The sequence below is a fragment of the Streptomyces sp. NPDC001914 genome, assembly GCF_042891215.1.
GTDB lineage: Bacteria > Actinomycetota > Actinomycetes > Streptomycetales > Streptomycetaceae > Streptomyces.
On record NZ_JBIASW010000001.1, the window covers coordinates 384433 to 404967 of the forward strand.

Annotated in this window: 22 protein-coding genes; 15 read left to right on the forward strand and 7 right to left on the reverse strand. The window is 71.1% G+C overall.

Annotated elements, in window-relative coordinates; all coding sequences use genetic code 11:
- Window positions 1-151 precede the first annotated feature (151 nt).
- The 6 genes from ACFYYF_RS01745 (at window position 152) to ACFYYF_RS01770 (ending at window position 5062) form a co-directional block, all read left to right on the forward strand.
- Window positions 152-1522, forward strand: coding sequence for a histidine kinase (locus ACFYYF_RS01745; protein ID WP_361689924.1), 1371 nt, complete (start codon window positions 152-154; stop codon window positions 1520-1522).
- Entirely contained in the window at window positions 1519-2196 is a 678-nt protein-coding gene (locus ACFYYF_RS01750; protein WP_365494659.1) for a response regulator transcription factor, read from the forward strand. The genes ACFYYF_RS01745 and ACFYYF_RS01750 overlap by 4 nt, the downstream gene beginning before the upstream one ends.
- A 52-nt stretch (window positions 2197-2248) precedes the next feature.
- Window positions 2249-2689, forward strand: coding sequence for an OsmC family protein (locus tag ACFYYF_RS01755; RefSeq protein ID WP_388770256.1), 441 nt, complete (start codon window positions 2249-2251; stop codon window positions 2687-2689).
- A 117-nt stretch (window positions 2690-2806) separates the two neighbouring features.
- Window positions 2807-3283, forward strand: coding sequence for an ATP-binding protein (locus ACFYYF_RS01760; protein ID WP_388770258.1), 477 nt, complete (start codon window positions 2807-2809; stop codon window positions 3281-3283).
- A gap of 200 nt (window positions 3284-3483) precedes the next feature.
- The gene (locus ACFYYF_RS01765; protein WP_388770261.1) at window positions 3484-4434 is read left to right on the forward strand and encodes a Ppx/GppA phosphatase family protein; all 951 of its coding nucleotides are present in this window, start codon (window positions 3484-3486) and stop codon (window positions 4432-4434) included.
- 298 nt (window positions 4435-4732) lie between these two features.
- A complete protein-coding gene (locus ACFYYF_RS01770) occupies window positions 4733-5062 on the forward strand; it encodes a hypothetical protein (RefSeq protein ID WP_388770263.1) in 330 nt (109 codons plus the stop codon).
- Window positions 5063-5154: 92 nt separating this feature from the next.
- Here ACFYYF_RS01770 and ACFYYF_RS01775 read toward each other — a convergent pair whose 3' ends face one another.
- From ACFYYF_RS01775 to ACFYYF_RS01790, 4 genes are all read right to left on the reverse strand, one after another.
- Window positions 5155-7695 carry a discoidin domain-containing protein gene (locus ACFYYF_RS01775; RefSeq protein ID WP_388770265.1) on the reverse strand — a complete coding sequence of 847 codons (2541 nt, stop codon included), beginning with the start codon at window positions 7693-7695 and terminating at the stop codon, window positions 5155-5157.
- Window positions 7696-8133: 438 nt separating this feature from the next.
- Window positions 8134-10422, reverse strand: coding sequence for a M4 family metallopeptidase (locus ACFYYF_RS01780; RefSeq protein ID WP_388770267.1), 2289 nt, complete (start codon window positions 10420-10422; stop codon window positions 8134-8136).
- 401 nt (window positions 10423-10823) lie between these two features.
- Window positions 10824-12335, reverse strand: coding sequence for an MFS transporter (locus ACFYYF_RS01785; protein WP_388770270.1), 1512 nt, complete (start codon window positions 12333-12335; stop codon window positions 10824-10826).
- 564 nt (window positions 12336-12899) lie between these two features.
- On the reverse strand, window positions 12900-13073 hold the full coding sequence (locus ACFYYF_RS01790; RefSeq protein ID WP_365494974.1) for a CsbD family protein: 174 nt from the start codon (window positions 13071-13073) through the stop codon (window positions 12900-12902).
- A gap of 238 nt (window positions 13074-13311) precedes the next feature.
- Here ACFYYF_RS01790 and ACFYYF_RS01795 point away from each other — a divergent pair, with 238 nt between their 5' ends.
- A complete protein-coding gene (locus tag ACFYYF_RS01795; RefSeq protein ID WP_388770273.1) occupies window positions 13312-13854 on the forward strand; it encodes a hypothetical protein in 543 nt (180 codons plus the stop codon).
- 90 nt (window positions 13855-13944) lie between these two features.
- Here ACFYYF_RS01795 and ACFYYF_RS01800 read toward each other — a convergent pair whose 3' ends face one another.
- From ACFYYF_RS01800 to ACFYYF_RS01810, 3 genes are all read right to left on the reverse strand, one after another.
- Entirely contained in the window at window positions 13945-14115 is a 171-nt protein-coding gene (locus ACFYYF_RS01800; protein ID WP_388770275.1) for a hypothetical protein, read from the reverse strand.
- Window positions 14116-14419: 304 nt separating this feature from the next.
- Window positions 14420-15448, reverse strand: a complete 1029-nt coding sequence (locus ACFYYF_RS01805; RefSeq protein WP_388770278.1) for an SRPBCC family protein — start codon at window positions 15446-15448, stop codon at window positions 14420-14422.
- A 6-nt stretch (window positions 15449-15454) separates the two neighbouring features.
- Window positions 15455-16471, reverse strand: a complete 1017-nt coding sequence (locus tag ACFYYF_RS01810) for a histone H1-like repetitive region-containing protein (RefSeq protein WP_388770280.1) — start codon at window positions 16469-16471, stop codon at window positions 15455-15457.
- 167 nt (window positions 16472-16638) lie between these two features.
- Between ACFYYF_RS01810 and ACFYYF_RS01815 the strand changes: the two genes are divergently transcribed.
- From ACFYYF_RS01815 to ACFYYF_RS01850, 8 genes are all read left to right on the forward strand, one after another.
- Window positions 16639-16989, forward strand: coding sequence for a gas vesicle protein (locus ACFYYF_RS01815; protein WP_388770282.1), 351 nt, complete (start codon window positions 16639-16641; stop codon window positions 16987-16989).
- Window positions 16990-17017: 28 nt separating this feature from the next.
- Window positions 17018-17488, forward strand: a complete 471-nt coding sequence (locus tag ACFYYF_RS01820) for a gas vesicle structural protein GvpA (RefSeq protein ID WP_388770284.1) — start codon at window positions 17018-17020, stop codon at window positions 17486-17488.
- A gap of 3 nt (window positions 17489-17491) precedes the next feature.
- Window positions 17492-18205: a GvpL/GvpF family gas vesicle protein gene (locus tag ACFYYF_RS01825; RefSeq protein ID WP_365494956.1), complete on the forward strand. Its 714-nt coding sequence runs from the start codon at window positions 17492-17494 to the stop codon at window positions 18203-18205.
- Window positions 18206-18215: 10 nt separating this feature from the next.
- Entirely contained in the window at window positions 18216-18467 is a 252-nt protein-coding gene (locus ACFYYF_RS01830; RefSeq protein WP_388770286.1) for a gas vesicle protein GvpG, read from the forward strand.
- A gap of 115 nt (window positions 18468-18582) precedes the next feature.
- Complete coding sequence (locus ACFYYF_RS01835) at window positions 18583-18996, forward strand: gas vesicle protein (RefSeq protein ID WP_388770289.1); 414 nt, start codon at window positions 18583-18585, stop codon at window positions 18994-18996.
- Window positions 18977-19864: a GvpL/GvpF family gas vesicle protein gene (locus tag ACFYYF_RS01840; protein ID WP_388770291.1), complete on the forward strand. Its 888-nt coding sequence runs from the start codon at window positions 18977-18979 to the stop codon at window positions 19862-19864. Before ACFYYF_RS01835 ends, ACFYYF_RS01840 begins: the two co-directional genes overlap by 20 nt.
- Window positions 19861-20106 carry a gas vesicle protein gene (locus ACFYYF_RS01845; protein ID WP_388770293.1) on the forward strand — a complete coding sequence of 82 codons (246 nt, stop codon included), beginning with the start codon at window positions 19861-19863 and terminating at the stop codon, window positions 20104-20106. Before ACFYYF_RS01840 ends, ACFYYF_RS01845 begins: the two co-directional genes overlap by 4 nt.
- Window positions 20096-20506: a gas vesicle protein K gene (locus ACFYYF_RS01850; RefSeq protein ID WP_388770295.1), complete on the forward strand. Its 411-nt coding sequence runs from the start codon at window positions 20096-20098 to the stop codon at window positions 20504-20506. The genes ACFYYF_RS01845 and ACFYYF_RS01850 overlap by 11 nt, the downstream gene beginning before the upstream one ends.
- Window positions 20507-20535 lie beyond the last annotated feature (29 nt).

The window sequence follows — 20535 nt, forward strand, 5'->3', positions numbered from 1 at the left end:
ACCCGCGGTGGCGCCCGTACGCGGAGACCTCGCGGCCACGACCGTACGGGGGGAAGGTGTGCCCGTACGGGGAGAAGGGGAGGCGCGTGCGACACCGCGGCCGGACCCACAATGGACAGGTGAGACCCATGAGCGCGGATCGGTGACTCCCATGAACCTCGACGACACCGCCCCGCGTGCGTCAACCGACGAGCCGCCCTTCGCGGAGGCGGAACTGCCGTGGAACCACCCGCTGGCCCGCGCGCTGTCCCGTCTGGGACGCCGGCTCAAGCGGGGCGACCGCAGGCGTCCCTGGATCCTCGACGCGGCCGTGACGGCCGTGGTCGCGCTGCTGTTCTGCCTGCCGGACCTCGTCCACGACGGGGACGGCCGGCACCACCCGTTCGACACCGAGTTCACCCAGCCGACCCTGCCGGGAACGCTCGCGCTTCAGGCGGGACTGGTGCTCCCGCTGCTCTGGCGGCGCAGGCGGCCCTTCCTCGCCTTCTCGGTGATCACCGCCGTGCTCATCCTGCAGCTGGCGCTGGGCGTCTGGCTGCGCGCCGACGTCGCCGTACTCATCGCCCTCTACAGCCTGGTCCTGCACGGAGAGCTGCGCCGGCTGCCCGTGGCCTGCGCGGTCGCGGCCGGTGCCCTGGGGCTGGTCGCCCTGCGTCTGCCGTCCGAGGTGCATGTCCTCGACGCGCTGTTCTTCCTGTTCAGCACGATAACCGCGGCCGTCGCGCTCGGTCTCGCCGTCCGGATCCGGCGCGGCCAGCTCGCCGTCCTGCGGGACCGCGCGACCCGGCTGGAGGTCGAACGCGACCAGCGCAGCAGACTGGCCGCCGCCGCCGAACGCGCCCGCGTGGCACGCGAGATGCACGACATCGTCGGCCACAACCTCTCCGTCATCATCACCCTCGCGGACGGCGGCGCGTACGCGAACGACCATGCGCCGGAACGCGGGAAGCAGGCCCTGCTGCTCATCGGTGACACCGGTCGGCAGGCGCTCGGCGAACTGCGCCGCATGCTCGGGGTCCTGCGCGAGCAGACCCCGGCTCCCAGCGAGCCGGAGTTGAGTCCGCAGCCCGGGATCGGGGACATCGACGCCCTGTGCGAGCGGATCCGGGCGGCCGGCCCGGTGGTCGTGCACCGCAGCAGCGGCGACCTGGGCGGCCTGGACCGCGGCGTCCAGCTCGCCGCGTACCGCATCGTCCAGGAGGCGCTCACCAACGCCCTCAAGCACGGAGGGCCCGGGACACGCGTCGATCTGAGGGTGGGCGTCGACAAGGCGCTCCTGCGCATCGACGTCCACGACACCGGCCCGGGCAGCGGCGCGGGCACCGGCGCCGTGCACTCCCGGCCGCACGACGACGAAGGGCACGGAATCCCCGGCATGAGAGAACGCGCGGCCCTCTACGACGGGACGGTCGTCGCGGGGCCGGGACCCGACGGCGGATGGACCCTGCGGGCCACCCTCGATCCGACCCCTCCGGCCGGGACCGGGCCCGCTCCCTCGGCCGTCACGGGCGGTGCGGCGTGACCAGCGTGCTCATCGTCGACGACCAGCCGCTGCAGCGGCTCGGCTTTCGCATGCTCCTGGAGAGCACCCCGGACACCGATGTCGTCGGCGAGGCCTCCCACGGCGGCGAGGCCGTCCGCAGGGCCGCCGAACTGCGCCCGGACGTGATCCTCATGGACGTACGGATGCCCGGTATGGACGGCATCGAGGCCACCCGCCGGGTCGTCGCCTCCGGCGGCCGCTCCCGGGTCCTGATCCTGACCACGTTCGACCTGGACGAGTACGCCTACGCCGCACTGCGCGCGGGGGCGAGCGGGTTCCTCCTCAAGGACGCCCATCCGGAGGAACTGCTCGCCGGTATCCGGGCGGTCGCCGCGGGCGACGCGGTGATCGCCCCCGCCCTGACCCGGCGTCTCCTGGACGCCTACGCCCGGCACCTCCCGCGCGACCCGTCGAGCGCCGTGCCCCCGGACGACCCCCGTGTGCGAGCCCTCACCGAGCGCGAGTACGAGATCTTCGTCGCCATGGGCGAGGGCTGGAGCAACAGCGAGATCGCCGAGCGGCTCGTCGTGGCGGAGTCGACGGTCAAGACGCACGTCGGCCGCGTGCTGTCGAAGGTGGGCGTCCGCGACCGCGTGCAGGCGGTCATCCTCGCCTACGACCTCGGCGTGGTCCGCCCGAACCCGCCCGACTGACCCGAAGGCGCGTCCGAGGCGGGCGACGCGGCGCGACATTAGGGTCGGCGGTATGACTGACGACACTCTGCGCCGCGTCACCGTCGAGCGGACCGCCACCGGTAACTTCACCGCGACGAACGCACAGGGCGGGACGATCGCCTTCGGTACCGGTTCCGGACCCGGCGGGGAGGCGCTGTTCACCCCGGTCGAACTGCTGCTCGCCGCGATCGGGGGGTGCACGGCGGCCGATGTCGATGTCGCGACCGCCCGGCACGTGGAGCCCACGCGGTTCACCCTGACCGTGACCGGCGACAAGATCGCCGACGAGTCCGGGAACCGGATGACCGACCTGGCGGTCACGTTCTCCGTGGCGTTCCCCGAGGGAGAGGCGGGCGACCGCGCCCGTGCCATCCTCCCGCGCGCCGTGAAGACCTCGCACGACCGGCTCTGCACGGTCAGCCGCACGATCGAGGCCGGCACTCCCGTCTCCGTGACGGTCGCCGAGGCCTGAGGGCGCCGGAAGGGCCCCGGTGCCGGGCTCCGCCGAAGAATGCGCGGGCGGTTGGAGTGAAGCCCGGTTTCCGGGGCAGACGCGGAACGTCGAAGAGGTGGACGCGGGACGGATCGTATGGGCCAGCAGGTGAGCGAAGCGGGACAGCAGGGACAGCGGGGTGCACTGATCGAGGCCTCAGTCGCGTACGACGGTGACTCCGCGTGCATCGCCCAGGCGCGGGCGTTCACCCGCGACTTCCTGACGCGTGTGCAGGCGGTCGCCGGACTGCCCGTCTCCGGACGGGTGATGGGCATGGTCCCGCTGGTCGTCAGCGAACTGGTGACCAACGCGGTCAAGTACGCCGGCGGACCGTGCCTGTTGTCGCTCGAGGTCGACCAGGGTTCCGTCCGGGCCACCGTCTGGGACTCCGACCCGACGCTTCCGGTGGCGCGCGCCGCCGAGGCGGGCCGCGTCGGCCAGCACGGACTGGAGATCGTCATGGCCGTGTGCCATGCCTTCGAGGTGCACCGGGAGCCCGTCGGCAAACGGATCACCGCCGTGGTGACCTTGGCCGACACGCCGGACAGCGACCTGAGTCGCTCCACCACCTGACGCCGGTTCTCGTCACCGGTGCGACACCGGGCCCATCATCGCGCGCCCGGAATCCCCTTGAGCGGCCGCCCGGCGCCCCCGTGGCCCTCCGAAGAGCCCTTGACGCGCTCCTGACGAGCCAAAACGAAATCGTGTCGCGTCACCCCGTCCTACTTGCGGGAGAATGGTGCGTTCATGGATCCCCTTTGGCAGGAGAACGGGTGGTTAACACAGTGCGGCAGGCAGGTGTACTGGACGTCGGATGCCACAGCGCTCTCCTCACCGTGGCACGGCGCCGCGCCGGGGTGGCCATGGAAGAGGTGCTGTCCCGAAAGGTACGGCTCCAGTTGCACGAGACGCTGGACGCCTCGGGACGGCTGGGCAAGTCGGGTGTACGCAGCGTGCAGCGGGCCGTGGCCGAAACGCTCGCGGAGAACCGGGAGGCGTTGCCGGAGGTCTACGCGTTCGCCACGTCGGTGATCCGCGACGCACCCAATCGCGACGAGGTACTCGCCCAGGTGGCCAGCGCCACCGGCACCCGGCTGCGGGTGATGTCCGGCGAGGAGGAGGCCCGGCTGGCCTATGTGGCGGCACGCCACTGGGCGGGCGACCGGCCCGGCTCCCTGCTGGTCCTCGACATCGGCGGCGGAACCGTGGAGGTCGCGTCCGGAACGTCCAGGAAGCCGCGGACGACCCACTCCCTGCCCCTGGGCGCCCGGACGGTCACCCGCGCCTGGAAGCTCGACGAGGCCGTGTCCTCGAAGCGCCGGCTCACCGAGGTGCGCGACCACCTGAGCGACCGTCTCGCCGAGGTGCCCGACCTGCCGCGCGCCGACCCGGACGGGCGGGTGCTCGCGTGTTCCAAGACCTTCACCCAGCTCGCCCGCTACACCGCCGGCCGCGACCGCTCCCGGGCCCCGCAGCGGCTGACCCTCGACGAGGTACGGGCCGCGGTGGGCGTTCTCGCCAGGAACGGGGCCGCGGGCCGCGGCCGGCTGCCCGGCATCTCACGTCACCGGGCCGGCCAGTCCCTGGCCGGAGCGCTCGTGGCGGAGGCGCTGATGGAGGCCTGCCGGGCCACGAGTGTGGAGATCTCCCCCTGGTCCACCCGGGAGGGCCTGCTCCTGGAACGTCTCGGGGCGCTGCGCTCGAAGGGCTCCAGCCGGCGCTGACACGGACCGGTCGCCCGTCGCTCGGCCGACCGGTCCGCCGAGTACCTCCCGCCGAGCGCCTCCCGCCGCGTGCCGGTCGGGCGTGGGTCAACTCCGGGGACACCGCCCCGTGTTCGAGGTTCACGCGACGGTCGGGCGTCCGCGCGCCCGGTCGCGGGAGGGGCGCGGCGCCGGAGACCGGGAACAAACCGGTACCGGTCGACGCTGACCTGAACAGTCCGGCGGATGCCGGAGCGCGGAGTTCCACCCGGTGCGGTGGACCCACCGGCGGTTCTGCTCGTGGAAAGGCGTGAGAGCGATGACGGAGTCCGGGCAGCGGCGACCACGGGCGGCCGGGGCGGGCGAGTCGCCCCTGGTGACGTCGTGCGGCCGCAGGATCTTCGTGAAGGAGCTGCGGCTCCCCACGCCGGGCCGGCAGATCGGCCGCGTGACCCTGGACGTGGGTCCCGACCAGGGCGACGAGCACGGGGTGTGGGCCTCGCTCACCCCCGCCGAAGCGCGTGAACTGGCCCGTCGTCTCCTCGCGCACGCCGCCGGGGTGGAACCGGCCGGCCCGCCCGACCAGGAAGCGGCCCGGCCTCATGACACGCGGCTCGACGTGCCTCGCGGCACGACACGGGCGAGGTGAGCACGACACGGGCAGGATGAGGGTGCCGGCGCTCCCCCGCAGCGGGGTGGAGCACCGGCACCCGTGTGTCTGTCAGCCGGCGCCCTTCGGGATCACGGGAACTGCGTGACCTTGGACGGGACGGTGTCCGTCCCCGAGGTGGGCAAGCCGGTGTTGTTGATGACGTGGGCGTACTGGCCCTTGCCGCCCAGGGAGATCACCAGGATGTCGTGCATCTTCACCCCGGTCTTCACCGGGACCTGGAAGCCGTGCGCCTGGACGATCGACGGGTCCGTGGTGAAGTTGCAGTAGCTTCCCAGGCCCCATGCCTCGTGCGTGGTGACGGAGTCGGCGACCTTGTAGGCCGCGTATCCGACGATGCCGTCATGGGTGACGGCGGCGGCGTTGGGCACGTCGTACGCCTTCTCGTTCTGGAAGAAGATCGTGCGCCCGTTCTCGCCGTTCCACAGCACGTCGTACTTGTTGAAGTGTTCGACGAACAGGCCGGTCGCCAGCACGTCGTCGCCGTTGACCACGAGGCCGTAGTCGGCGCGGTTGGTGTCCCAGCCGACCCCTTCACCGTGGTCGGCGCGCCACAGCCAGGTGTGGTCGATCACGACGTCGTCGCTGTTGACGACGACCGAGTTGGTGGCGAGGCCGGGGCCCGCGCCGCCGATCCGCACGAACACGTCCTGCATCGTGGTGGGGTTGGCGGAGTGGTCGGCCGAGGAGCCCGACGGGCCGATCTGGAGCAGGGTGCCGGAGTTGGAACGGCCCGCGTCGATCAGGAATCCGGCGAGCCTGACCCCGTCGACGTCGGCGACGTGCATCGCGTCGATCCCGTTGTCCGGCACGATCGTCGCGAGGCCGAGGCCCAGGACGACGGTGTTGGCCCGGGTCACGTTGATCGTCTGGTCCAGGTGGTAGACACCCGGCGTGAACAGCAGGTTGAGGCCCTGCGCGAGCGCCGCGTTGATGGTCTCGGCGGTCGCGCCGGCCTTGACGACGTAGAACTGGTCGAGCGGGATCGACGTACCGGCCGTGTTGGGCCACGAGACACCGCGTGCGTTGGTGCGCTTGGAGGGCACGAACACCTTGTAGGTGCTGCCGTCCAGGTAGAGGTACGGCTTCTCGCGGGAGACGGGGGTGTTGTCCAGCGTGGTGTACGGGCCCGAGTCGAAGTTCGTCGCCGGGGCTCCCTGGACGCCCGTGAAGGTCATGTTCCAGACGCCGTTGGTCCAGCCGCCGACGGAGCTGTCACGGGTGTACCACTGCTGCTGCGAGTACGGGCCGACCGTGCCGTCGATCTTGGAGTCGGCGATGTAGCCGCCGGAGGCCCAGCCGTAGCCGTTCGGGGCCAGGTTGAGACCGCCCTGCACGTGGATGCGGCGGAAGGGCGCGGCCTGTGCCACGGCCCAGCGGTCGGTGCCGTTGGAGGGGGTGATCGACAGGTTCTCGGCCGAACGCCAGAAGTTCTGGGTGGCGTTGCCGTTGAACCAGCCCGCGTCCACGGTGATGTCACCGTTGATGTGGACGTCGTCGGGGTTCTGGCCGAGGCCCGAGATCGAGGTGTAGAAGCCGACCTGGGCGTTGATGTTGTTGTAGGTGCCGGGCTTCATCAGGAACTGGTAGCGGGCGGAGCCGAACTGGTTCGACTCCTGCTGGGCGAAGACCTGGTCGAACTTGCCCTGCAGATCGGGTGTCGAGGGGTCCACGACGATCACGTTGGGCCCGAGGTCCCCGCCGCCCTGCACGGGCGGGGTGCTGGTTCCGGTGCCGGTGTGGACGGCGACCTCCCACAGTGAGTACCCGTACGCGGTGCCCCGGGTGGTCCCGTAGATCCGCACGTAACGGCCCTTGCCGGAGACGTCGTAGGAGGCGGTGCCCCCGGTGCCGTCGGTGACCGTCTTGAGGATCGTCCAGTTCTGGCCGTCCGTGGAGGACTGGATCTGGAAGGCTCTGCCGTACGCGGCCTCCCAGTTGAGGTCCACCCGGCACAGGTCGGTGGAGGCGCCCAGGTCGACCTGGACCCACTGCGGGTCGGAGAAGGCGCTGGACCAGCGCGTTCCGGTGTTGCCGTCGAAGGCGGCCGAGGCGGGGCTCGCCGCGTTCTCGGTGGAGGAGGCGGTGGCCGTCTTCCCCTGCGCCGCGTTGGCCGTGCCGCAGGTCGGGGTGCTGGTGCCGCCGGTGCCGAAGACCTGGAACTCCCAGAGGGAGTAGCCGTATTGCGTGGCGCGGTGGACGCCGTACATCCGTACGTAGCGGCCCTGTCCGGAGACGTCGAGGGTGTCGGTTCCGCCGTCGCCGCCGGTCACCGTCTTGATGTCGGTCCAGGTGCTGCCGTCCGGCGACGTCTGGACGCGGTAGTCGCTGCCGTACGCGGCCTCCCAGTTGAGGGCGACCTTGGTGATCGTGGCCGAGGCACCGAGGTCGACCTGGAGCCACTGGGTGTCCGTGGCGGCCGACGACCATCGGGTGCCGGTGTCGCCGTCGACGGCGTTGGCGGCGGGAGTGCCCCCGTTCTCGTCCGACGAGGACGTGGCCGTCTTGCCCTGGGACAGCGGGAGTTCGGCCGCTGCGGCCGGTCTCTGCAAGGGCAGGGTGACGAGCGCGGCCATTGCGGCCAGCGCGACACCCAGGGTTCTGAGTTTCATGCCGTGACTCCATGCGGGTGGGGTGACGAGCGGAGCGGACACACCTGTTGAGCGGCTGAGGACACAGCCGCTTTCGAGGGGAGAACCGTGAACCGGCCTTCCGGCGCTCTTAGTTCACGCTTTGATTTAAGTAATGAACCATCAGGGTGGCAAGTCCCGCGACACGAGTTTCTTCAACTCGTGTGCGCCGGGCGCAGGTTGGCGGGCCGCTCCGGGCTCGCGACCTGGACGTCGGCCGTCACCGGCGGGCGGGAGGCCGTTCGGTTCCGTCAAGGCTTGAACACGCCGAATGGCCGCGGGCGTCCGTCGCCCGGGGAGGGCGGGACGCCCGCGGCCATTCGGCGCGGACAGCGGACCGTCCGGACCGCGAGGGCGGTCCGGACGGGTTGGGTTCAGTACTCGATCAGGACGTGTTGCTCCGTTGCCGGATGACGCCGGTCAGGGCGTGATCCTCCACTGCTGGATGTAGCCGACGTCGATCGACGCGAGGTCGCGGACCCGCAGTTTCCAGGTGCCGTCGACCGGCTGCGCGGAGGCGTCGACCGTGAACGTCTGGTCCACGTTGTCGGCCGAGCCCCCGCTGCGGTTCAGCAGGGAGTACACGGTTCCGTCCGGGCCGACCAGATCGACCGTCAGATCACCGCGGTAGGTGTGGACGATGTTGACGTAGACCTCGGTGGTCGGCGAGGCGTTGCCCGGCCGGCCGGTGATCGTGATGGGCGATTCGACCGCGGGACCCACGTCCGGGATGTCCACGCGGGTGCTGTTGGCGTAGACGTACGCGATCCGCCAGTGGAAGGACACCGACACGGCCGCGCCCGTGCTGTCCGTCACCGTGACCGTCGTGTCGCTGGTCCCCGGGGTGACGGGGGTCCCGGAGATCAGTCCGGTGTCACCGACGGCCAGGCCCTCGGGCAGCCCGGTGGCCGTGTAGGTCAGGCTCGCGCCGGTGTTGGTGGTGTACGCCTCCACCTGGAGGGAGACCTCCTGGCCGACCCCGGAGGTCTGGTCGGCGACCGGGGCGATGTTGACCCCGAGGGCGATCCGGTCGCCGACGTTGATGGCCGCCCAGGCGTCGGCGACGGCGAGATACGTGGGGCTGTAGGCCCCGAAGAGGTCACCGGCGGCCCGCAGCGTGGCGACCCTGGCACCGGCGTAGTTGGTCGAGGACGTCATGTAGGTCGTCAGCGCGCGGTACCAGATCGCGGCAGCGTTCTCGATGCCGATGCCGGTCACCGGCAGACCGTCGTGGGTCGGACTGTCGTACGACACCCCGTTGACGGTCTTCGCGCCGCTCCCCTCGGAGAGCAGGTAGAAGAAGTGGTTCGCCGGCCCGGAGGAGTAGTGGACGTCGATGCCGCCGAGCGAGGAGTCCCAGTAGTCGCGGGAGGAACCGTCCTTGGACGGCTTGTCCATGTAGCGCAGCGGTGCGCCGGTGCCGCGGATGTCGATCTTCTCGCCGACCAGGTAGTCGGGCACGTCGGCCGCGAGGTTCTCGTGGAACTCCACCGCCGCGGCGAAGATGTCCGACGTCGCCTCGTTGAGACCGCCGGACTCTCCCGCGTAGGTGAGGCCCGCGGTGGCGGCGGTCACGCCGTGGCTCATCTCGTGGGCGGCGACGTCCAGGGCGGTCAGGGGGTGCGTGTTGCTCGCGCCGTCGCCGTAGGTCATGCAGAAGCAGCTGTCCTGCCAGAAGGCGTTGACGTAGTTGTTGCCGTAGTGGGCCCGGCTGTAGGCGGCGACCCCGTCGTTGCGGATGCCGTTGCGGCCGAAGACCTGCTTGTAGTAGTCCCAGGTGGCCGCCGCCCCGTAGGCGACGTCGACACCCGCGGTCTGGCGGTCACTCTGGGCGCCGCTGCCCCAGACATCGTTGTCGTCCGTGAAGAGGGTTCCGGTGCCGGAGGTTCCCTGGTTGAGGTCGTAGGTGCGATGGCCCGCACGGTCGCCGTCGACCAGTTGGTACGACGATCCGGACGGCGTGGTGGAGAGCGGCACCGCACCCACGTACTGGCCCGTTCCCGTGCCCGTCTCGACGCCCTCGTACCGGGAGGCGGTCTTGCCGTTGGACGCGTCGGTGATGACGTGCAGTTCGCTGGGGGTGCCGTCGCGCTGGACGCCGTCGATCACGGATTCCCAGGCCAGGACAGGGCGGGTGCCCGCGGCCCAGACGACGAGCCGGGGCGCTCCGTCGGCCCGGGATCGCTGGACGGCCGCCTTCCGGCTCACCGCGAGGGCCTTCGCGGCGGCGGCGTCGGCGGATATCGCCGGCCTGACGCTCGGCACGGTGAGGGCGGCCCGGCTCCCTTCGGACACGGTGGTCCGGCCGTCCTTCAGGTGCACGACCAGATCACCCCCGAGCACCGGCAGCCCCGCGTACGTGCGCTCGTATCGCGTGTGGGTCGTGCCGTCGCGGTCCTGGGCGACGTCCTTGACGAGGAGTTTCTCGCGGGAGCCGAGGCCGATCCGCTCGGCGGTGGCACCCGCCGCCGCCTTCGCGCCCTTGACCAGCGTGGCGCGCCGGTCGGGCGACAGCGGGACCTGGCGGGCGCCGGACCGGGGTTCTGCGGCGATGCGGGCAGCGGGCTTGGCGGTCGGCGGACCGGCGGGGGCCGCGGACGCGGGAGCCGGCTGGACGGCGATCGCCAGTAACGAGCTCGCGGCGGTGAGGGCGAGGGCGGCGGCGCGTCTGCGCCGCCGGGCGGAGGGGTGTTGCCGGTTCAAGGTCATCTCCATCTGCGAGGGGGGTGGCCCGGGCGGCCCGGCCGTCGGGTACGGCCGGTCCGTGGAGAGCCGGGCGGGAAGGAGCGCCGTGGCGACTGCCGCACGAAGGCGCTCGCGGATCGGCGGCGCGTGGATCGTGAGGGTCCGCTGGAAGGGGACGATGTGGAGGGGATGAGGCGGAAGTGAATGAGGGCCACTGGAGCGTGTACGAAGCGTGAATGGTCGACAGCAGGGTGACATCCGCATGATGACCTTGTCATGGAGCGGACAAGACTTCGGCTTGAACTGGCCATCGCCTACTGCGAGTTCATCCGCCCGTCACACCTTTTCGGCCGCTGTGCGGCGCCTGTGAACCCGGCCGACGATCGGCACTCCCCATGCCGCCGGGCCGCTCGCGTGTCCGGTGCTCAGGGCTGACTGGCGTGGGTGTGGTCGTGCGACAGCTCGGAGGGGCGGCCCGGCGACCCGGGCTCGTGGTCGCGCAGCCAGTCGTGAACGGCCAGGGCGAGGGCGCACAGGATGGCCGCGATCCCGGAGCCCACGGAGATCACCAGGGCGGAGCGGAAGTCTCGGTGCCCCGTGCCGAGCACCACGTAGAAGAGTCCCGGCAGCGCCGCCGTCCCGATGGCACCGCCCAGCCGCTGGGCCGTCTGCAGGGCGCCGCCGGCCGCGCCCGCCATCCGCACCGGCACGTCACGGAGGGTCATCGTGACGTTCGGCGAGATGACGCATCCGCTGCCCAGTCCGCCGACGAACAGGGCCGGCGCCGCGTACCACACGGCCGTGTCCCCGGGGGCGAGACGCAGGATCAGCACGGCGCCGCCGAGACCGAGGGCGACGCCGGTGAGGCCGCAGACGGTCAGCAGCCGGCCCAGCCGCTCGACGAGCCGTCCGGCCACCACGGCCGCCGCGGCCGAACCGATGGCGAAGGGTGTCACCGCGAGCCCCGAGCGCAGCGGGGAGAAGCCCTGACCGTTCTGGAAGTACAGCGCGAACACCAGCCACACCCCGCTGAAGCCCACGAAGTACAGGGCGGCGATGGCGGCTCCCGCGGCGTAGCCTCGCGTGTCCGTCACCAGGCGCGGATCGAGGAGCGGCTGTCCGCCGGCGGACGTCAGCCGCCGCTCCCACCAGGCGAACACCGCGAGAAGGCCCAGCCCCACCAGGAAGAGCCACCACAGCCTTCGTACGCCGCCGGACTCGGCCAGGATCAGGGGAAGCATCAGCGCGAGCACCCCGCTGCCGAGCAGCAGGACACCCCGCAGGTCGAGTCGTTCCCGGCGGCGCGGAGCGACCTTGGGCAGCAGGCGCAGGCCCAGCAGGAAGGCGACGGCTCCGACCGGCACGTTCACGTAGAAGATCCAGCGCCAGCCCTCGGGACCGTCCGCGAGCATCAGGATCAGGCCGCCGATGACGGGGCCCACCGCGCTGGAGATGCCGACGGTGGCGCCGAAGAGCCCGAAGGCCCTCCCCCGCTCGGCTCCCCGGAACATCTGCTGGATGAGGGCGGAGTTCTGCGGTGCCAGGCATCCGGCGGCCATGCCCTGGGCGAGTCGCGCCACCACGAGGAGCGTGATCGTCGGCGCGGCGCCCGCCGCGGCGCTGCACAGGACGAAGGCGGCGAGCGCGAGGAGGAAGATCCGCCGTCGGCCGATCGCGTCGCCCAGTCGTCCGGCCGTCACGAGAACCAGGGCGAAGGTGAGGGCGTAACCGGAGACGACCCACTGGATCGACGGGGCGGAGGCGTGCAGGGCACGCTGCATGGAGGGCAGCGCGACGGCGACGATGGTGACGTCGAGCAGGCTCATGAACCCGGCCGTCAGGGTGACCCACAGGGCGTGCCAGCGTCGCGGATCGGCACCCTCGGCCGGTCCCCGCGCGAGGTCCCCTCGTCGCTCTGCCTGCGCGTCCGGTTCCACGCCGGGGACTCCTCTCCGCCATCCCCACCATCTTCGGCCTGTGGGGGCGTGGGGCAACACGGGGTGCGGGGCCACACGGGACGCGGCGCCGCGTGCCGTCGGTGCCCTGGCCCAGCCGTGCGGGGCCGCGCCTCGCGGGCCGGGGCCGCGGTTGGCCGGGGCCGCGCCACGTTGGCCGGGGCCCGGCCGCGAGATCCGGGGTCTCGCGGCTCGGGCCGGGTCTCGCCGGAACGGGCGGACGCGGTGTGCGGCCCGGACCGACGGACACGACGTCTCGCCGAAGTGCGGGGAATCAACGCCTCGCCGGGCCGGGCGGAGCCGACGGAGGTCAGCTGGCGCGCCGGGTGTGCCAGGGCTTCGCCGCCGCGGGCGGACGGCTCCGTCCCGGTGCCGGCGGCCCGGCCGTGGTGTCACCCCGAAGCTGCCAACGGTCACGGGCCCTCGGCCGGTGCATGGCCGTGGGGCCCGTTCCCCGGAACGGGCCCCACGTGGTCGGCCTGACGGCCGCGCCGACTCCCCCGAAATCCGAGAGTCCGCCTTCTGTCTTGTCGGCCTTTCGGCCTTTCAGCCCTTGAAGACGTCCTTCGTCTTCTCCTTGGCCTGCCGTGCGTCGCCCTTGGCCTTCTCGGCACGGCCTTCGGCGGTCATCTGCTCGTTGCCCAGGGCGCGCCCGGCCGCTTCCTTCGTCTTGCCCTTGGCCTGTTCCATCTTTGCCTTGGCCTTCTGCTCGCCACTCACGATGTCTCACTTCCCATCACGATCGGCCTCGAGTGTCGGAACCCGGGTGACCCGTCCCACGGGCCCCAAACGTGGAGATCGAGAATCACCGCCCGGCCTGCGGTCACCCTCTGTGATCGTGTGCGGTTCCGGCATGCCGGAACCGGTGCGCTGGGTGAGCCTGGAGACATGGGCCGATGACACTCGGATCCGTCCGGAGGGTCGCGCCCATCTCGGGCAGCAGAGCGAGGACGAGGTCATGGGTGATGAGGTGTACCAGCCGGGAGGTCCCGACATCCGCGAGGACGAAGGCATCCTCGATCCGGAGGACACCCTCGAATACCGGGGCTCGGACCCCTTCGACGACGGGTGGTCGCCGCCCGAGCGCCCGCTCGCGGTGGACCACCTCGGCACCACGGCGCGTGAACTGCGCCAGGGGGAGAGTCTGGACGAGAAGCTGGCCGAGGAACGGACGGACTCGGCCCTGCGGGACCCCGACGACGACGGGGACGGACTGGCGGACGACGAGGGCGAGCGCCTGGACGACGAGATGGGCCCGGATCCGGAGGAACGCATCCTGGCCCTCGACGTGGGAGCCCACGAGGACGCCGATCACGACATGATCGCCGAGCACCTCGGTGTCGACGAGGGTGTCGACGAGGGCACGGACCCGGCCGAGGAGGCGTCGGTCCACCTCATCCGGGACGACGACATGCCCGAGCGACTGGCGGACGAGGACCTGCGCCGCCCGCCCGAGGACGAGATCCGCCGGCTGCGCTTCAAGACGGACTCCGCCTCCTGACGCTCACCCGTCACGGCCACCTGAGGCCGGAGCCTCCTGAGGCCCGACCGTGAGGGCGCAGGTCTCCGCGTGCGGAGAAGTGACGTCCGGTCAGTCCTCGCCCCTGACGATGTTCCAGTCCGGGCCGCTCCGGTCCTGACGGGCCGATGTCGCCACCGTCGCCGGAAGGCAGGTGCGCGGGCCGGTCCGGCGCCGACGGCGCGCCTTCGCCCATCCCGTCTCCGGTCGCGAACTGGTCCTGGTCCCGATGTCGGCGGTCATGACTCCTTCTCGTCCCTTCGCTGGTTCCGTCCCGGCTCGGTCCGTCTCCGGCCCCGGTCGGGCCCGGTGTTCGTGTGACTCCGGGCTGTCATCTCGGGTCCCCCGTCGGGGCGGGAGGAAACCGCCCGCACGTCACCGGGTGGCCGGCGCCGCGGAGCGGCCGGCGCGGCACGGCGGAGCGGCCCGCATGGTGCGGTGACCGGCGCGGTGGAGCGGCCTGTTCGCGGTGCCGCCCTGCCAGGGCCGGGGACCGGGGGCCGGGGCCTGTCTGCGGGCTGACGCGGCGTGCCCGTACGCCCGTCCCTCATTCCTCCTCTTCCTCGTACTCGTACTCCCCCTCCTCCTCGTCGTACTCCCCCGCTCCGTCGTCCTCGGGGACCTCTTCGTCCTCCTCCGGGGTCTCCTCGTCCTCCTCTTCCTCGTCCTCGTCCTCGGGAATCTCCTCGTCCTCGGGGATCTCCTCGTCCGCGTAGTCCTCCGCGCCTTCCTCGTCCTCTTCGCCCTCTGCCGCTTCCTCCTCCTCCAGCGCCTCCTCGTGGGTGCGAACGACCTCGCCGCCGCGTATCTCGCCGCGCCAGCCCTCGGCCTCCTCGTCGGTGAGCGTGACGTAACGCTGGAAGTGCTTGAAGTCCAGCCGCAGACGACGGCCCTGGGCGCGCCAGATGTTGCCGGTCTTCTCGAAGAAGCCGGAGGGGTAGTACTCGACGACGAGCACGATGCGGGTCAGGTCCGGCGTGAGCTCGTGGAAGCTGACACAGCCGCGTGTGCTGCCCTTGGCGCCTTCCGAGGTCCATTCGATCCGCTCGTCCGGTACCTGTTCCTGAACCGTCGCCTTCCAACTCCGGGTGGACGGGCCGACCTTCACCTTCCAGTCGCTGCCGCCCTCACCGTCCTGGGAGGCACTGCGCACCCCCTTGGTGAAGCTGCTGAACTTCTCGAACGCGGTCCAGTGGTCGTACGCCTTCCGGACCGGGACGCCGACGTCCAGCACCTCGATGATGTTCATGACCTTGGTGCTGCCGGACTTGGACTTGCCGCCTCCGCCGAAGGCCTCCTTAACCTTGCCGACGACGCTGTCCTTGGCGCTCTTGGCCTTCTCCGCCACGATCGCCTTCAGCGGCGATTCCCCCTGCAGGATGCGAGAACCTGCGCCGAGGAGGGGCCCGCCGTTCTCGGCGGCGTCGAAGAGGTTGTCGGTGACGTCCGCGACCTTGTCGCCCGCCTTCTCCACCAGGTGTTCCAGCTGCGCGCCCAGGTAGTCGGTGAGTTCGTCGCGCAACGCGTCCAGGCCCGAGCCTCCGGCATTGTCCTTCTCACGCTGTTCGGTGGCCATGGCGTCCTACCTCCGTCGTCCGGAAGCGCTCTGGGCGGTCTTGGACGAAGATCTCTTCGCGGCGGCCTTCTTCGCCGGCGCCTTCTTCGCGGCGGTCTTCTTGGCCGGAGCGGTCTTCTTGGCGGCGGCCTTCTTCGCCGGGGTCTTCTTCGCGGGGGCCCTCTTGGCCGCGGTCTTCTTCGCCGGGGTCTTCGTTGCCGCGGTCTTCTTGGCAGCGGTCTTCTTCGCCGCCGTCTTCTTCGCCGGGGGCGAGGTCTTCTTCGCGGTCTTCTTCGCCGGCCGTTCCGCCGCCGGCTTCCGCGCCGGTGTCTTCCCGGCCTCCGTCTTCTTCGCCGCCGCCTTCTTCGCCGCGGGCCTCCCGCCCTCACCACGCGAGGGCGCGCTCTTCCCGGCGGCCTTCTCGGCGGTCCCCCTACGGGACCCGGCTTCGCCGCCGCCCTTGCCCGCGGGGCTCCGACGCCGCCTGCGCGGCCGCTCCGGCTGCTCCTCCTCTTCCTCCGGCTCCTCCTCTTCCGGCTCCTCCTCCAGTTCCTCCTCCTCGGCTTCGTGCTCGGGTTCGCCCTCGTAATCGTCCTCGTACTCCTCGTCGTACTCGTCCCGGTCGTCGTCCTCCTGGTCGGGCCCCTCCTCCTCGTACTCGTCCTCCTCGAACTCGTCCTCGCCTTCGTCCCCGTTCTCGTCCTTCCCGGCCTTCTCGTCCTTCCCGGCCTTCTCGCCGACGCGCAGCGTCCGTTCATGGAGGCTGTCGGCCAGCTCACCGAGGCGGCGGTCGGCCGTGGCCGCCAGGGCCTTGCGGCCGGCGTCCATCAGTTCGCCCCGCACCTGCTCCTGGAGCTCCGCGACACCCGGTACGTCGGAGAGCCGCTTCAGCCCCTCCGTGGCCAACTGTTTGGGATCCAGAGCGAATCGACGCCCGGCGATGTAGGTGGCCGCGGCGAACGCGAGGCGGCCCTTTTTCGTACGCCCGAGCAGATAGCCTCCGGCGACAGCCGCGGCCAGAGCGATCTTGGTTGTGTCATTCATGAACCTTTTCCCTTCGGACCACGCGGCCCCCACCTCCCCCGGGACCGCATGCTCGACGGGACGGCCTCGGGGGAAGCCATCCACACCTGACGCCCCAAGTACCCCTATATGATGAGATTGCACACTTTTGTTCGAGTACGGCGTCCATTCCGGCGACCGGAGAGACCATGGCCGCAGCAGAACCCGCCAAACGGCGCCCGAGCTCCGGCCGCGACACCTCGCGCCGACGGTCCGCCGGCGACAGCAACGCCTCGTCACGCTCCGGAGGCACCGCCCGGGCCATCCGTTCGGCGATGGAGCAACTCAGCTCGTTGCTCGGACGAACCCCTGAGTCCGTCTCCGCGATCAAACCGACGGACGACGGTTGGGAGGCAGATGTCGAGGTACTCGAACTGGAGCGCGTCCCCGACACCACCAGTGTCATGGCCACCTACCGAGTGACCCTGGACAAGGAGGGCGACCTGGTGGCCTACGAGAGGAAGCGCCGCTATACGCGTGGACAGATCGACCGGCGCTGATACAGCACAGCCGGTGAAGGGAGGCACCATGACTGTGGTGCCGCAGAGCGGTGGCAATCTCGCCCGGAGCGGCGGATCCGGCACTCTCTACGACGTTCTGGAACTCATCCTCGACCGCGGGCTCGTCATCGACGTCTTCATCCGTGTGTCCCTCGTGGGCATCGAGATCCTGAAGATCGACATACGCATCGTCGTGGCCAGTGTCGACACCTACCTGCGCTTCGCCGAGGCGTGCAACCGTCTCGACCTGGAATCCGGTGACAAGGCACCGTCCAAGCTCACCGACATCGTCGGCGACACCCTGGAATCCGGAGCGAAGGGCAAGTCCAAGGGAGCCCTGAGCGGCGCCGCCGAGGCGGTCACCGACACCCTCCGGGGAGTGACGGGCAAGGGCGACGAGGAGTCGGAGCAAGAAGAGGAGGAAACGGTGGAACGACGGCGGCGGCCTGCCAAGCGCGCTTCCCGGCGGGAGCGAAGCACGTCTCGCGCGGAGGAGTGAGCCATGGCCGTATACGTCTACTCGATCACGTTCAAGGACCATCCGCTGCGCCTCGACGGCCTCGACGGAGTCGGCGCCTCGGCCGCCCCGCTGCGCACGGTGACCGCCGGCCCGCTCTGCGCGGTCGTGAGTGACGCACCCGAGGAACTGCGCCCCAAGCGAAGAGACATCGGCCGGCACCAGGAGGTGCAGCAGCGTCTGCTGGCGGACGGCACCGTGCTGCCCCTCAGATTCGGCTACACCGCCCCGGACGACGACGCCGTCAGGCAGGCTCTGGAAGAGCGCGGTGACGAATACGCCGACCGACTGCGCCTGCTGGAGGGCTGCGTCGAGTACAACCTGAAGGCCTCGCAGGACGAGGAGATGCTGCTGCGGGAGATCCTCACGGATTCCGAGCCGGCCCGGCAGCTCAACGACGACATCCGCGCCGGCACGGCGGGCCCCGACGCGGCCGTGACACTCGGCGAGATGGTCGCCAACGAGGTCCGAGCCCGCCAGGAGGCACTGGCCTCGGGCGTGATCGAGGCGCTCCGCGCGTTCGCCCGGGAGATCGACTCCTCCCCGCCCACCGGAACGGACTTCCTCAACGTCTCGTTCCTGGTGAGCGACGAGCAGGACGAACTCTTCCTCGCCACCGAGCTGAGCCTCGCGCACCAGATGGGCGAGGGGTTCGAATTCCGGCTCAACGGTCCGCTCCCTCCGTACAGCTTCAGCTGATGGAGACGTCATGGGCTTGTTCACACAACTCGTCACGCTTCCCCTGGCACCCGTGCGCGGAGTCGCCTGGGTGATGGACCAGGTCTTGGAGGCCGCGGAGGACGAGTACTACGACCCGGCGCCAATACGGGCCCAACTGGCCGAGCTGGAAAGGCAGTTGATCGCCGGCGAGATCGACGAGGAGACGTTCGACCTGGTCGAGGACCAACTGCTCGACCGGCTGGAGGAGATCAGGATCCACGAACAGGGAGGACCACCCTGAGCGTGCCGGTCACCCCCGAACGAAGGCCGGTCGCACCCCCGACCGGACACCGGCCCGATCCTGATCGCATCCCGCGCATCCCGGCCCGGACCCGGGAGAACTCGAGGACACCGTCGTGAGCCAACCTCTCTCCAACCGCCTGGGCGACTATCCGTCCCGAGCCCAACCGCCGTACGCGCAGGGCTCGTCCGCCAGCCTGGCCGACATCCTGGAACGCGTCCTCGACAAGGGCATCGTCATCGCGGGCGACATCCGGATCAACCTCCTCGACATCGAACTGCTCACGATCAAGATCCGGTTGCTCGTCGCCTCCGTCGACAAGGCCAGGGAGATGGGCATCGACTGGTGGGAACACGACCCCTCGCTCACCTCGGGGGCCGGGAACGAGCCGTCGCTGGCCGAGCAGAACCGCAGGCTGCGCGCCGAGTTGAACGCCCTGCGCCGGGAGCGGGACATCCCCGAGGTGGAGCCGGAACCGCGAGGCACCACCCGCCGAAGGGCTGATCGCGATGACGACGAGCACGAGTGAGCCGGTCACCTACGCGTACGCCGTGGCACGCGCCCACCCGGACCTGGCACGGACCCTGGCCGGACTCGCGGGAGTGGCCGGCGCCCCGGTCCACCTGATCGCCGAAGGCGAGGGGGGCGACGGTACGGACATCGTGCTCGTGGTGAGCCCGGTGCCGGCCGCGGACTTCCGCGAGGAGGGCCTGAGAAGGCATCTGGAGGACCTGGACTGGCTGGAGGCCGTCGCGCGGGCCCACCACGCGACCGTCGAGGAGGTCACGGCGCTCACCCCCGCGCTGCCGCTGCGGCTGGCGACCGTCTACGTCGACGACGGCAGCGCCCGCGACATGCTGCGCTCCGCGGTTCGGCTGTTCGCCGATCGCCTGGATCACCTGGCGGGCCAGGTCGAGTGGGGAGTGAAGATCTACGTCGAGGCGACCGCCCCCGCCGCGCCGCCCGCCGCGCAATCCACCGCGTCGGCGGACATGACCCCGGGGCGTGCCTACCTCAGCGCCCGAAGACGGCAGCGCGGCGACCGGGAGGCGGTCTACCGGGCGGCCCAGGAGGCGGCCGAGCGGGTGGCGGACGTGGCACGCGCGTACGCGACCGACCGCGCGGCGCACCGGCCCCAGCAGGGTGCCCTGGCCGGCGACGCGGGCGAGAACGTCTTCAACGACGCCTTCCTGGTGCCCCGCGAGCGCGGCGAGGCCTTCCGTGAGAAGGCCTCCCGCGCGGGTCACGGGCTGGAGGGGGTCCGCGTGGAGGTGACCGGCCCGTGGGCGCCGTACTCCTTCGCGATGCCCCAGAACGCCCCGGACGACAGGGACCGCACGGATGGCGGAGAAGGCACCGGCGGCACGGACGGTACCGCACGAGGTGGGGCACCGTGACCGGGTCCGGCGGTGCGGGTGCCGCCTCGCTGGAGCCGCTGCCGGACCGTCAGGTCGCGCTCGTCGACCTGCTGGACCGTCTGCTGGCCGGAGGGGTGGTCCTGACCGGTGACGTGGTCCTGTCCGTCGCCGACATCGATCTCGTACGGATCTCGCTGCGCGCCCTGATCGTGTCCGTCAGCGCGGAGAATCCGCCGCCCTGGGACCGGTCCGCTCCCCCGGGAGCCGGCCGTGCCGGCTGACGACGGCACCCCGGGCCCCGCGGACCCCCTGGAAGAGGCGGCGGAGGCCGCGGCCCGGGCCTTCCGGCTGCTGCCGGCCGAGCCCGCGGACCGGCCGCCGCCGGGTGCGCGGGGGCGCGCGGCGGCCGGGCGGATCAACACCGACCCGGACACGGTCGAGCGCGATCTCATGCGGCTGGTCCTGACCCTGGTCGAGCTGCTGCGTCAGGTCATGGAACGACAGGCGCTGCGCCGGGTCGACCAGGGCGATCTCAGCGAGGAGGACGAGGAGCGGCTGGGTGCGACGCTCATGGTCCTGCACGACCGGATGCAGAGCCTGTGCGCGACGCACGGCCTGACCCTGGAGGACCTCAACCTCGACCTCGGCCCCCTGGGCCCGCTGCTGCCGCCCCCCGACTGACCGGGGACGCGCCGGCCACTCCTCGTCGT

Bases quoted from the DNA above. Each gene is read 5' to 3' on its own strand.
- ACFYYF_RS01815 (WP_388770282.1), top strand. From the start codon at position 16,639: ATGGCCGCAGCAGAACCCGCCAAACGGCGCCCGAGCTCCGGCCGCGAC.
- ACFYYF_RS01810 (WP_388770280.1), bottom strand. From the start codon at position 16,471: ATGAATGACACAACCAAGATCGCTCTGGCCGCGGCTGTCGCCGGAGGC.
- ACFYYF_RS01780 (WP_388770267.1), bottom strand. From the start codon at position 10,422: ATGACCTTGAACCGGCAACACCCCTCCGCCCGGCGGCGCAGACGCGCC.
- ACFYYF_RS01795 (WP_388770273.1), top strand. From the start codon at position 13,312: ATGGGTGATGAGGTGTACCAGCCGGGAGGTCCCGACATCCGCGAGGAC.
- ACFYYF_RS01775 (WP_388770265.1), bottom strand. From the start codon at position 7,695: ATGAAACTCAGAACCCTGGGTGTCGCGCTGGCCGCAATGGCCGCGCTC.
- ACFYYF_RS01820 (WP_388770284.1), top strand. From the start codon at position 17,018: ATGACTGTGGTGCCGCAGAGCGGTGGCAATCTCGCCCGGAGCGGCGGA.
- ACFYYF_RS01760 (WP_388770258.1), top strand. From the start codon at position 2,807: ATGGGCCAGCAGGTGAGCGAAGCGGGACAGCAGGGACAGCGGGGTGCA.
- ACFYYF_RS01805 (WP_388770278.1), bottom strand. From the start codon at position 15,448: ATGGCCACCGAACAGCGTGAGAAGGACAATGCCGGAGGCTCGGGCCTG.
- ACFYYF_RS01830 (WP_388770286.1), top strand. From the start codon at position 18,216: ATGGGCTTGTTCACACAACTCGTCACGCTTCCCCTGGCACCCGTGCGC.
- ACFYYF_RS01825 (WP_365494956.1), top strand. From the start codon at position 17,492: ATGGCCGTATACGTCTACTCGATCACGTTCAAGGACCATCCGCTGCGC.
- ACFYYF_RS01755 (WP_388770256.1), top strand. From the start codon at position 2,249: ATGACTGACGACACTCTGCGCCGCGTCACCGTCGAGCGGACCGCCACC.
- ACFYYF_RS01770 (WP_388770263.1), top strand. From the start codon at position 4,733: ATGACGGAGTCCGGGCAGCGGCGACCACGGGCGGCCGGGGCGGGCGAG.
- ACFYYF_RS01840 (WP_388770291.1), top strand. From the start codon at position 18,977: ATGACGACGAGCACGAGTGAGCCGGTCACCTACGCGTACGCCGTGGCA.
- ACFYYF_RS01745 (WP_361689924.1), top strand. From the start codon at position 152: ATGAACCTCGACGACACCGCCCCGCGTGCGTCAACCGACGAGCCGCCC.
- ACFYYF_RS01800 (WP_388770275.1), bottom strand. From the start codon at position 14,115: ATGACCGCCGACATCGGGACCAGGACCAGTTCGCGACCGGAGACGGGA.